This window comes from Paenibacillus sp. FSL H7-0735, from assembly GCF_038008505.1.
GTDB lineage: Bacteria > Bacillota > Bacilli > Paenibacillales > Paenibacillaceae > Paenibacillus_AQ > Paenibacillus_AQ odorifer.
Genome location: NZ_JBBOZH010000001.1, coordinates 3,747,431 through 3,759,201, shown reverse-complemented (window position 1 = coordinate 3,759,201; position 11,771 = coordinate 3,747,431). Strand labels below are relative to the sequence as shown.

General features: G+C 41.9%; 9 protein-coding genes. 3 read left to right on the top strand and 6 right to left on the bottom strand.

Annotation, left to right across the window (positions count from 1 at the left end; genetic code table 11):
- Positions 1-85 precede the first annotated feature (85 nt).
- The 4 genes from NSS82_RS17050 to NSS82_RS17035 all read right to left on the bottom strand — a co-directional run bounded on the left by NSS82_RS17050 (position 86) and on the right by NSS82_RS17035 (position 6,055).
- Positions 86-2,737 carry an endo-beta-N-acetylglucosaminidase gene (locus NSS82_RS17050; protein ID WP_076272586.1) on the bottom strand — a complete coding sequence of 884 codons (2,652 nt, stop codon included), beginning with the start codon at positions 2,735-2,737 and terminating at the stop codon, positions 86-88.
- A 235-nt stretch (positions 2,738-2,972) separates the two neighbouring features.
- Positions 2,973-3,896 (bottom strand): phosphotransferase family protein, encoded by a 924-nt coding sequence (locus NSS82_RS17045; protein WP_076272585.1) that lies wholly within the window; start codon positions 3,894-3,896, stop codon positions 2,973-2,975.
- Between the two features lie 70 nt (positions 3,897-3,966).
- Complete coding sequence (locus tag NSS82_RS17040) at positions 3,967-4,986, bottom strand: phosphotransferase enzyme family protein (RefSeq protein WP_178944207.1); 1,020 nt, start codon at positions 4,984-4,986, stop codon at positions 3,967-3,969.
- 154 nt (positions 4,987-5,140) lie between these two features.
- Positions 5,141-6,055, bottom strand: coding sequence for an ArsR/SmtB family transcription factor (locus tag NSS82_RS17035; RefSeq protein WP_076099187.1), 915 nt, complete (start codon positions 6,053-6,055; stop codon positions 5,141-5,143).
- A gap of 174 nt (positions 6,056-6,229) precedes the next feature.
- Here NSS82_RS17035 and NSS82_RS17030 point away from each other — a divergent pair, with 174 nt between their 5' ends.
- Complete coding sequence (locus NSS82_RS17030) at positions 6,230-7,726, top strand: glycoside hydrolase family 43 protein (protein ID WP_076272584.1); 1,497 nt, start codon at positions 6,230-6,232, stop codon at positions 7,724-7,726.
- Positions 7,727-7,845: 119 nt separating this feature from the next.
- Here the strand turns inward: NSS82_RS17030 and NSS82_RS17025 are convergent, their stop codons facing one another.
- Together NSS82_RS17025 and NSS82_RS17020 are read right to left on the bottom strand one after the other, a co-directional pair.
- Entirely contained in the window at positions 7,846-8,697 is an 852-nt protein-coding gene (locus NSS82_RS17025; RefSeq protein WP_036677189.1) for an aldo/keto reductase, read from the bottom strand.
- Positions 8,698-8,733: 36 nt separating this feature from the next.
- A complete protein-coding gene (locus NSS82_RS17020) occupies positions 8,734-9,699 on the bottom strand; it encodes an aldo/keto reductase (RefSeq protein ID WP_076272583.1) in 966 nt (321 codons plus the stop codon).
- A 324-nt stretch (positions 9,700-10,023) separates the two neighbouring features.
- Between NSS82_RS17020 and NSS82_RS17015 the strand changes: the two genes are divergently transcribed.
- Entirely contained in the window at positions 10,024-10,698 is a 675-nt protein-coding gene (locus tag NSS82_RS17015; protein WP_076105748.1) for a response regulator transcription factor, read from the top strand.
- Positions 10,695-11,750: a HAMP domain-containing sensor histidine kinase gene (locus NSS82_RS17010; RefSeq protein WP_081386595.1), complete on the top strand. Its 1,056-nt coding sequence runs from the start codon at positions 10,695-10,697 to the stop codon at positions 11,748-11,750. The genes NSS82_RS17015 and NSS82_RS17010 overlap by 4 nt, the downstream gene beginning before the upstream one ends.
- Positions 11,751-11,771 lie beyond the last annotated feature (21 nt).

Sequence of the window (11,771 nt, the reverse complement as noted above, 5' to 3'; positions counted from 1 at the left end):
ATTAGTGTTAAAGCAAATAAACCGCAGCCCCTCAAGTGGCCTACGGTTTATTTGCTTTAATATTAGAATGTCGTAATAGGGTATATTATAATCCCTTCACTTCAAACTCATAGATCCGCGCTGCTGTATCGGCTCCCTGCGTAGGTTTGAGAATCAATAATTTTACATAGCGGGCTTTTACTAACGCAATTGAATCAGTCGACTCGGCAGCCGAGTTTCCTTGGACGTTGACAACATCCGTCCAGTTCGTTCCGTCGCTGCTGATCTGAATCGTATAATCACTGGTATTAAAACCGGACCACTCTCCTCCGCTCTCAGCATGCTTGATGACAAAAGTGCTGAGTTGATGTTCGGCGCCGAGGTCAACCTGAAGCCAATGGGGCAGATTGCCAATTGCGCACCATTTACTGTTATCCGTCACTTTACCATCTACGGCGTTAGGTGCCCCTTCCTTTTCCCCGCAGGCATGATCGGCTGTTGCAGTTTTACCAAGTGCCAGATTTTTCACTGCGCTAGCTTCCTTGCTCACTGTGATGAGTGCTTTTTTCGTAATTGTGTCTTGGCCCGAGCTGTTGGTTGCAGTCAGCGTCACGCTATAAACGCCTTCCTGAGCGAACGTCACAACTGGGTTCTTCGATGTGCTGACCGCCGGGCTTCCGCTTTCGAAGGTCCATGACCATCCTTCTGTCACTTCAGTCGACAGATCAGTGAAGTTAACGCTCTCGCCTGGAGCCACTAGGGTACGATCAGCCTTGAACTCCGCAATCGGCTTAGGATAAGCTGGCCAGCTGATCTTCACGCTAGTGGTTTGACCTTGCTCGTATCTTCCATTCACGGCAACAACCTTCAATATTGTGATCGTTTCTTTGTCTATTCTTCGCATCTCAGGAACGTAAAACACATGATTTGGTGTTGCACCTATGAACATTTCACTACCATCTGGCAGTACACGATAGATTTCGTATTGTTTGACCTGCTGGTCAAGCTGTTTCCACTGTAATCGGGCGTCTCCATAAATACCATTGCGGAAATCGGATTGAGTGACCTTAAGATCGCGAACCGCGGGCAATGGTTTGATCGAGTCATTAGCATTTTGAATAGAGAGCTGGCCAATTTGAATGTTGTAATTATTAATTGCATCCTTAGAGTCAAAATACAGTGACAACTCTACGATCCGTTTCCCTTTGTATGGGGTCAAATTCAATGTTTCAGTAGTCCAGTCTGGCGATGTCTTATCCTTCACGTTAAGGAAGACATATTGGTTGGGATGGTCTGCGAAAGCGAGACCAACCTTCAGGCTTGGCTTATTTTGTGTTTTGTACGTAATAGACAGCTTTGTACTTGCTTCGATCTTAAGGTCGGTCTTGTAGAGTTTCAGATGTGTCGCATTGTTAGGGTTCAGCACGCCTGATACCTTCAGCGAACTGCCACCGTAATATGCATTGGACCAGTCGAGCACTGGTGTAAGTGGGGTACCTTTGCTGTCTGCGATCCAGCGCCAGGATGGAAGAATATCCTGCAGACTCCGGTTGTTCCAGCCCTTATCCCGCACCTGCTTCCCTCGTACAAAATATTTCTGTCCGCTTCCCGTGTTGAAGTTAGTGGTGAAAGGCAGCTCATTTACTGGTGATGATTCGATCACATCGTTTGCGATACCTTTCCAGGCTTGATCGCTCGAGGTGTTACTCGGATTCCCGTTTGGACCCACCCAGAATTTGTTCTCGCGTACAAAGAAATCTTCCATACTCTCTGCGCTGTTAAAAGCCCAATCCGGACGGTAAATACCAAGGGAAGTAACGGCAGGATCTTTATCCGGAAACAACAGATTCCAGTTCACCTTTGTATCGTAACCCTTGGCTTCGACATCGATGCCTGCATACAAGTCATATGGACTTCTGCCCAAGCTTCTAGCCTTCTCTGCCGAGCTTTTAAGATCCTTCCACCAGAAGTTCAGAAACATACTGTCCGTTATTTGCTTTTTATTGTCTTGCAGGAACATCGAATTCTTGTCGTTAAGTGCATTTTGCCAACTGATACTGCCCTCATTGGTCATGGAATCATACCATACGATGTGCATAGAATTTAACTTGTGTGATTCCAGATAACTTAGGAAAGCTTTCATTTGCTGTGCGTCGGCCGGCGTTCCGCCCTCAGTCTCCTGGTTAATAAACCAGCCGTCAAATCCGTAATGGCTCGCAACCTGGATCAACTTGTCAGCAGCGGGAAAGGAGCCGTCACTATTCTGCTGAAGCATCTGCTTGACCCATTCATACTTCCCGCCATATACGGTTGGTGGGAAGAACACCGTTCCGATAATCGGCACGCCATTTTTATGGGCCGCGTCGATCGTATCAGCGCTTGGAGGTACGATGATCCCTTCGCCCGCGGAACCACCCCAATAGACCAGCTTGTCAACATATTGCCAATAGGTAAATGTGTTAGCTTCGAATTTGCTTGAACCCTGCGATGGAACTCCGCTTGTTCCCGGGTTCAGTGCTGATAAAGCCATGACTTTTGGCGCTTTGGTTGCATGAGCGTTGACTCCATCTGCTACAAAACGGTCCTGCAGCGGGACTGTGCTCCGGTTAAATGCCGCATCCGGGTCGGATGCCGGACTCCACTGAAGCAATTGCTCCGGAAACCAATAGGATGAATAAGGCTGTTTCGCGAACGCAGTTGTGGATAAGGCTGCGCACATCACAAGTAAGAATATAAAACCTGCCCCAATCTTTTTCATGCCATACTCCTCCAATCGATAGATTAAATGATTGCGCTTACATTTTATCAAGTTGAACAAAGCTATAGATAGTGGATTAATGGCAAGTTCAGGTGCAATTATTACAGGTCGTAAGTCTAAGGTCAATAATCTCAGTGGGGAATTTGCTCCTATAAATTTGATATTTATATACAAAAAGCCGCAATTATGCGGCTAGTAAATGTAAATGTATAGGATAAGGTAAAGTGTATAGTTATTACGCTTTTAGGTTTAAAAGAAAATGCCGTGTGTCCTGATAAGCATCTGTCCAGCCCATCTTAGCATAGAATCGAAGTCCATCGAGTCCCTTAAAATAATAGGCACCGATTAGCCGCTCCTCAAAATTCGGGGTCACTATTCTAGTTTTCTTTTGATAATTTTGATACGTGTTAATGACATCACACCAAGGCATATGCTTGTCGAGAATCGCAAGGTCTATGAGAGAATCGCCATACATGCAATTACCATCAATAATGCCGGTTATCCGTGTTCCGTTGGACAAAATATTCCACTGTTGAAAATCTCCGTGTATAAAGCTTCTATTAGATTCATTATAGGGTACGTAGGTCATCAAACGACTATAGATTTCTTCGTATACGTCTCTTTCCAAGCAAGACGTGCGGAAGAGTTCATGCCAATTCTCCCAGAATGTCCCCGTCTGATCTTCCGCATTTACGGCAATGACGAAGTCTTTCCAAGATGAATAGGAACCATTGCCGTCAGGTCCGATCCAACCATAACCGTTAGTTCCCCCAATATCCGTTTCGGCCATTCTTGTTAAAATGCCGAGAATTTCCGGCATCAGCCGGGTTTGTTCCTCTGCTGTACAATCGGAAAGATTGCGACCTTCCATTCGCTCCATGATCAAATAGGTTAACTGATTAGTCCTCCCTAACCCCAAACATTTCGGGAAAGGGATACCTTGGTCGAGTAGCAAATTGGATACAAATTGTTCGGTCTCATATGCTCGTTCCAAATCGCTGAATTTCACAACATAGTCTTTTCCTTCGAGAATAAAAGAAAACACGTTGCTAATATTGCCGCCAGACATCGGTGTAATCTCAGCCGCTCCCTGTCCAAGATGATTCCACAGTACTTTTTCAATTTCACTCATGGTCAATTCCGGTTTTTCGTAAGCCATTTTTACTCCAACTCCTGCTTATTTGAGTCTACTATGAATTTATCCGCAGCATATCATAAACACCATCATCCTAAATATCTCGTTCCTCATACTCAAAGGGTTCATCACATGAGTAAATTTCATGGAAAAATCCTACATATGGGATATCGTCTTCTAGACATTTTATACGATATGACAGCTCTTCATCGCATTCCGGCTCTTCACCATTGTTCCGCATTACCTCGAATGCATCAACGATGTTTTCCATGAGGGTTACTTGGATAAATAATGGCAATGTACCTAACATCGAATCTTCGATCCTGGTCTCGGATCTGTAGCCATCAAGGACTGTTTTAAAATAATCATCCATAAACTTTTTGCGTTTATCAGTATCTTGTTCAAATTGTATCCAGCCCACTCCAAGTGTCCAGAGATTTGCCAGGTCATACATATACCAACAAAAGCAGGAGTTATCGAAATCAAACACAGTTATTTGCCCTGTATTAAAATCGATCATATAATTCCCATCGCAGTAATCAAAATGGACCATCCCAAAAGACTCGTGATCCCTGTCCATCCCTTCTAACGTTGTAAGGAGATCTACCAGCTTCTCCTTCAGCAGAGATAACGAGTCAGGTATTAGCTTATCTATATAATCGGCATTGTATTTATCAAAAAAATCATACCGAGAATGGACAGGCGTATATCCCTTCGATAATTGATGCATTTTCCCAAGAACTTTGCCACAGTTATAATAGTATTCCGTAATAGGAACGCCTTCCCGATACTGATAATTATTTTCCACGAGCATACCCCCCTTGGCCTTTTCAAACAAGCAGACAAAAAAGGTATGATTATTAAGGGTTATCGTTTCCAGTAGATTCCCCTTCTGGGAGTTGACCACATTCGAAACACTGCCGCCATGCTCGTACAAATACCTGATATATTCCACTTCACCCAGAATATCTTCTCGGCTTCTGTCACTTAAGAAGGCAATTCTGATTATTTTTGCTTCAGAATCAGCTTTATCACAGTTATATGCAACATTCCGTCCTCCTTCATGTGCATTGATAAGCCTGATTTCATAACCTTCCAATCCGTACAATTCCATCACTAATGGAAGTATGTGTGTATCAGCAATTTTAATAACCTCGTTATAATTCAGAATATCTCTCCTCTCCACTTCTTCAATATATGGATAGTTTACCAGTTCCAGCTGATAAACTGGATGGAGAAAACAACTATAACTGAAATATCCTGCTTCATTAGGTCATCGTTCCTAGGTACACACGAATTAAAATATCTTGGTCATGGTTACCGAATCCAGCCCCATAAAGTGTCAAACCACCAACATTAACAGCCTTCTCGTCAACTGCGAACCGAAGCGTCCAGAACTGTTCCCGTAGCAAAATATCTGCGACAGTAATGTCCGACATCCTTTCTTCATCAATAAATGTGCCCGAAGTATCAATGCGGATCGTCTTCAATAACCCGTATTGATTTACATTCCGATGCCACCAATCCGGAGTATATATGCCTCGTGCCGCTCTTCCAAAGTCTGCCGGACTGGTCCAGGTTCCAAGCTTCACACCGTTAAAAAAGAACTCAATATCCGAAGGCCAATGATCTCTCAAGCCCGGGGCTTCAGAAGCAATTTCCATTGAAATCTCGATGGCGTCGGGCATTTGACCGGGAAGTAAGTAGTTAGGCGTTTTGTACTCTACGTAACCTCTCCCAAACCACAAAATGCCGGCGTTGACCCGCTCGGGATCCAGAAAATAGCGGGGATCGTCCCAAACCCCAATTTCTTTCTCTTGTGTCCCAAGACCACATGTAGGATGGACATCAAACGAGGTATAATGACCGACTGAAATGGTCTGCTCTCTGATCCTCGGGGTTTGAGTGGCAGTGGGGAGTTCGATCTCAACTCTTTTTTGTTTAAGGAAGCACATTTTGTGCGTTCCTCCGTTTAGGCGTACCCTGTGGCTTCCTGTAAGTCCAGCTTGTTCGAGCTTTCGGATATGCATAGTAACTATGGAAGGGCTAAGCTCTAACTTAGCCGCGATCTCCTTCACATTCATTTCATTATCTGCAATGAGGCTCATAATCCTCCATCTGACTTCGCTTGCCAGCGCTTCATACAACGCCATGAATTTTGCTTCGCCGTTTGCTTTGATCATCATCATAATCACCTGACCTGTGCTTATTGAAATTACATATATATTAATTTAATAAATATAACGTATATCTTCAACCCCGATTCATTGAAAACCTATAAGCAATAGTGTTTAATTTTCTTAGTAGTTAAATATATTGAATTCTTATTTATATGAATTTATTAATGAGGTGGAGAAATGAAATACAATAATCCGGTCATCAAAGGGTTTTATCCTGATCCCAGCGCATGTAAAGTTGAAGACACTTATTATTTGGTCTGCAGTTCCTTTCAGTATTTTCCCGGTGTTCCGATTTTTGAAAGCAAAGATTTAATTAATTGGACCCAAATCGGTCATTGCTTAACCCGAAAAAACCAGATTCAACTGGATACTGTGGACAGCTCCGGTGGTGTATTCGCCCCCACCCTGCGGTACAATAATGGACGATTCTACATGACGACCACTAATGACACTTTGCGCCAGAACTTCTATGTCTGGACTGACAATATTTACGGCGAATGGTCTGATCCGATTAATGTAGATCAAGGCGGTATTGATCCGGATTTGTATTTTGAAGACGGCAAAACGTATTTCATGAGTAATGGGACAGACGATTACGGAGTTAATGGTATTGTCCAATGTGAAATTGAAATTGAAACTGGGCAGAAGCTGTCGCCAAGCCGTTCAATCTGGCAAGGATCCGGTGGGCGTTATTTGGAGAGTCCTCATTTATACAAAATTAATGAACAATACTATCTGCTAGCAGCTGAGGGCGGAACCGAATATGGGCATATGGTCACTTATGCAAGGGGCAATTCTCCTGCTGGCCCATTCGAAGCCTATCCGCATAACCCCGTATTGACTAATCGAAATTTAGGCGGTTACGAGCTTCAGGGTGTTGGTCACGGAGATTTGGTACAAGATCATGAGGGGGATTGGTGGCTGTTACATCTTGGATTCCGGCAGACTGGCCAGTATCTTACCTATCACCATTTGGGGCGTGAGGTTTTTCTAACTCCGATTACCTTTGGCGAGGATGGATGGTTTACAGCAGGTCATGAAGGTACCACTCTAATAAGTTTCGAGACTGATCGTATTGCGGACACAGTCATTCAGCAGGAGAAAGAAGTCTATACGTTCGAGAACACAGATTGGAATTTGGACTGGTGTTACCTGCGTCACCCGGTTACAGAAAATTATCGGTTAGAAGCTGATAAAATAAAGCTTAAAGGAACTCCAATAACGTTAGATATCCCGGCTACCCCGACATTTATTGGTATTCGTCAAAAAGACTTTAACGCGATTATTTCATGCGAAGTCAGCCTTACGAATGGTGAAGCCGGAATTACGCTTTACATGGACGAAAATCACCATTATGACTTGGCCTTGCGTAAACATCCAGAGGGTTATGAGATTATCGAACGGCTGAATATCGGAGATATCAAATCCATTGAAAAAACAAAACATATAGGTCAATGTAACCATGCTTCATTAGTTGTCAAAAGCAGTCCAACGCATTATCACTTTTATATCCAGGTAGACGGTACTGAGATCTTACTCGGAGCTGCGCAAACCAAATATTTATCCTCTGAAATAGCCGGAGGATTCACAGGTGTGCTTATTGGTTTGTACGCCACTGGAGAAGACCAAGATTATAATGCGATATTCACAAATTTTAGCTGCCTTTATTCTTAAACCTCCAAATTAGAATGAACTGTACAAGGCTAAGGGTGTTCTTATAAATAAAAGATGGGTTAACCCCTTAATTATGGTTAACCCATCTTTTATCAAAACCAATAAGATCCTAAGAAAAATTAGATATCCAGCTTCCTAGTACTTAACGCTTTTACCATTACAGGATCTCTATGTGAAAAGAACAAACTCTCTTTTGTGTCTAACAGCGCAATTTGTTCTATATCCTCTGAATTTAATTCAAAATCAAAGATATTAAAGTTTTCAATTATTCTTTCTTTCCGGACAGACTTTGGAATCACAACAACTCCTCTTTGCGTCAACCAGCGTAAAACCACTTGGGCAACAGATTTATTATATTTTCGAGCTATTGATACTAAAACTTCGTTCTGGAACATGTTGTTTTTACCTTCAGCAAATGGACCCCATGATTCGATCTGAACATTGTTTTCTTTCATGAATGCAGCACTTTCAATTTGTTGGCAGAATGGATGTGTTTCAACTTGATTAACGGCAGGCGTTACTTCATTATGAATAATCAAATCAATCAGACGATCGTTCTGGAAGTTACTTACGCCAATCGCTCTGATTTTTCCTTCACGGTACAATTCCTCCAGCGCCCGCCAAGAACCATGCACGTCGCCAAAGGGCTGATGAATTAAATACAAATCCAAATAATCAAGTTGCAATCTTGAAAGGGATTTTTCAAATGCTTCCTTTGTACGTTCGTATCCGGTATCTTGAACCCATAATTTCGTAGTAATAAATAGATCCTCTCTTGGTACTCCACTCCGTTTGATGGCTCTTCCCACCGCTTCTTCGTTTAGGTAAGAGGCTGCGGTATCTATCAGTCGATAACCTGACATGATCGCATCGTAAACAGCTTGTTCACATTCAGCTTCATCTTGAATTTGAAAAACTCCAAAACCAAGTATCGGCATTTCAACACCATTGTTCAAAATAACTTTTTGCATAAAAAATCCTCCTATTAGTTGATGATACACCTCTAGTTAGAAGTGTGTACTATCAATTTCCATTTTAGACAAAGCTTCATTTAGTCTATCTACATCTTCCTTTGTTAATTTCAGATCAGCTCCATATAGGTTTTCTTCTAATCTGTTTAATTTTGTAGTGCCTGGAATTGGAATGATATATGGTTTTTGAGCTAATTCCCACGCTAATACGACTTGAGCCGGTGTTGAATTTTTACTTTTTGCAACTTGAGTAATTAAATCTAATAACACTTGGTTATGATCAATCACATCAGGTTTGAATCTTCCCATGAAACTTCGATAGTCATCTTCATCATATTTGGTTTCCTTAGTATATTTACCACTTAAGAAACCATTTCCTAATGGGCTGTAAGCAACAAAAGCAATTCCTAACTCTTCACATAGTTCAAACAACTCTTTTTCTGGTTCACGCCACATCATAGAGTATTGATTTTGGGTTGCAGAAATAGAGCATACCGCATATGCTCGTTTAATATAATCAACCGGTGCATTTGAGACTCCCCATGTTTTAATCTTCCCTTCAGCTATTAAATCTTTCATTGTTTCTGCGACAGCTTCAGGTTCGACATTCGGATCCACTCGGTGCTGATAATATAAATCAATGCAATTAACCTTCAACCTTTTTAATGAATCTTCTATTTGTTCACGAATAGAATCTGGTGTGCTATTTAAAATAAGTTGAGGTTGACCGTCTACAGCTTCTTGTCCTAAAATTCCAAATTTAGTTGCAATCACAACTTGATCTCTTAGTGGTGCAAGGGCCTCGCCTACTAATTCCTCATTGGATTGTCCATAAAAAGCAGCAGTATCAAAGAAATTACATCCTAGTTCAACTGCTCTGCGAATTAATTTAACCATTTCATTACGATCTGCTGGCTTTCCATAGGCATGATCCATTCCCATACAGCCAAGCCCTATTGCCGAAACTTCCAAGCCACTATTTCCTAATTTACGCATTTGCATCTGTGATCTTCCTTTCGCATGAAGTTCAGTCAAAGTTCAACGTTCGACGTAGTCTGCATTATTTTCAGCACGTTAATCCAGCTAAATTAGTTTGGGTACTATTTTAGTATGCAACAATTTTTCACAAAACAGATATCATAATAGTATTAAATCATTGCCTATTCCTCTCATTTTAACGAATAGACAGATATATGAGTCACTTTATAGCGACTACAAGGATTTCAAACCGAATCTTAAGATTAGATAAATATTGATTCTGCTCCCTTTAAAACAAATTCCCCACAGGTAATAATGGATACAAACCTACTATTGGAGTGAACAGTAATGATTAACATACTCGTAGTTGAAGATGATAAGCATGTAAGAAGACTTCTTGAAGCTGTTCTGAAACGCGAAGGATATGATGTTGTAACTGCCGAAGATGGAGTTAAAGCTTTGGAGGTCCTTGATTCACAGCATATTGATCTAATCATTCTGGATATCATGATGCCTAATATGGATGGTTATGAATTCGCCAAGGAAGTAAGAGCTGCTGATAGCTTAATCCCTATTCTCATGGCTACAGCAAAACAGCTGCCTGAAGATAAGAAAAAGGGGTTCCGGATTGGAACCGATGATTATATGACCAAACCGATTGATACCGAAGAAATGCTGCTCAGAATCCAAGCGCTGCTTCGCCGTTCGCAAATCGCAAGTGCCCGTAAATTAGTAGTGGGTAAAGTGATCCTTGATTATGACGCATTGACAGTAACCCGGGAGGACGAGAAACAAACGCTTCCGCAAAAAGAGTTCTATTTGTTGTATAAGCTATTATCTTATCCGGAACGGATATTCACCCGTATCCAGCTTATGGACGAAATATGGGGCATGGAAAGTGAAAGTACGGATACAACCGTTAATGTACATATCAATCGCCTGCGGAAACGGTTTGACGCTTATCCAGAGTTTGAACTGGTTTCCGTCAGAGGTCTTGGATACAAGGCGGTGCGAAGCCAGTGAGCAAAATAAGTAACAAGCTCAGCAACAGAATCAGCCTTCCCATCTATTTTTCTCTTATCATATTTTTCATCTTTCTTATTACCGTTGTGATTACAGGACTACTCTTCTTTCTCGCACAGGTTTTTGGTTTGTTGAACGAAGAGCTTGCCCAGGATGGATTCGTACTACCCATAATGGTATTAATCGCTTGTACAATTATCGGTACCACGATATCAGCCATCACAAGCCGGAAAATGGTAAAATCCATCCGGTTATTTATTGAGGCCACAGAGCGTCTTGCCAGCGGTGACTTCTCCATGCGGCTTCAGCTCAAAAACCCGCCGGAGTTTGAAATTCTATCAGAGAACTTTAACCGGATGGCTGAAGAGCTTGGGGGTATTGAAATTCTGCGAACCGATTTTGTGAATAATTTTTCCCATGAATTCAAAACACCGATTGTATCTATCAAGGGATTTGCCGAAGTCTTAAAGAACGATGATCTTACCAAAGAAGAACGGAATGAATATCTAGATATTGTCATTGAGGAATCGACCAGACTTGCCTCCCTTGCTTCGAATGTACTGGAGCTGACACAAGTTGAGACGCAAAAGATTCTGACAAACAAAATGAGGTTTAATGTTGGGGAACAAATTCGCCAATCTGTGCTTTTGCTAGCTGCTAAATTTGAGAAGAAGCACCTGAAGCTGAACGTTAATATTCAGGATTATGAACTCTCCGGCAATAAAGAGCTTTTAAATCAAGTTTGGTTAAATTTATTGGATAACGCGATCAAATTCACTCCTGAACATGGCGAAATTGAAGTTAACATGAAGAGAAACGAAGATAACGTGGTGATTCTAGTTCGTGACTGCGGAAGCGGTATTCATCCTGAGGCTCTTCCCAAGATATTCGATAAATTTTATCAGCAGGATACTTCCCATTCGACTGCGGGCAATGGACTTGGATTAGCAATTGTTAAAAAAATCATTCATCTACACAATGGAACCATTTCTTGCGAAAGCATTCCATTACAAGGAGCCACATTTACAGTTACGATTCCGATTGGAATGTAGTACGAGCCCTGGAGAACCTCA

What these genes read in the sequence shown, in the direction of transcription:
- NSS82_RS17050 (WP_076272586.1), bottom strand. Translation starts at nt 2,737, where the DNA reads ATGAAAAAGATTGGGGCAGGTTTTATATTCTTACTTGTGATGTGCGCA.
- NSS82_RS17045 (WP_076272585.1), bottom strand. Translation starts at nt 3,896, where the DNA reads ATGGCTTACGAAAAACCGGAATTGACCATGAGTGAAATTGAAAAAGTA.
- NSS82_RS17040 (WP_178944207.1), bottom strand. Translation starts at nt 4,986, where the DNA reads ATGGAATTGTACGGATTGGAAGGTTATGAAATCAGGCTTATCAATGCA.
- NSS82_RS17035 (WP_076099187.1), bottom strand. Translation starts at nt 6,055, where the DNA reads ATGATCAAAGCAAACGGCGAAGCAAAATTCATGGCGTTGTATGAAGCG.
- NSS82_RS17030 (WP_076272584.1), top strand. Translation starts at nt 6,230, where the DNA reads ATGAAATACAATAATCCGGTCATCAAAGGGTTTTATCCTGATCCCAGC.
- NSS82_RS17025 (WP_036677189.1), bottom strand. Translation starts at nt 8,697, where the DNA reads ATGCAAAAAGTTATTTTGAACAATGGTGTTGAAATGCCGATACTTGGT.
- NSS82_RS17020 (WP_076272583.1), bottom strand. Translation starts at nt 9,699, where the DNA reads ATGCAAATGCGTAAATTAGGAAATAGTGGCTTGGAAGTTTCGGCAATA.
- NSS82_RS17015 (WP_076105748.1), top strand. Translation starts at nt 10,024, where the DNA reads ATGATTAACATACTCGTAGTTGAAGATGATAAGCATGTAAGAAGACTT.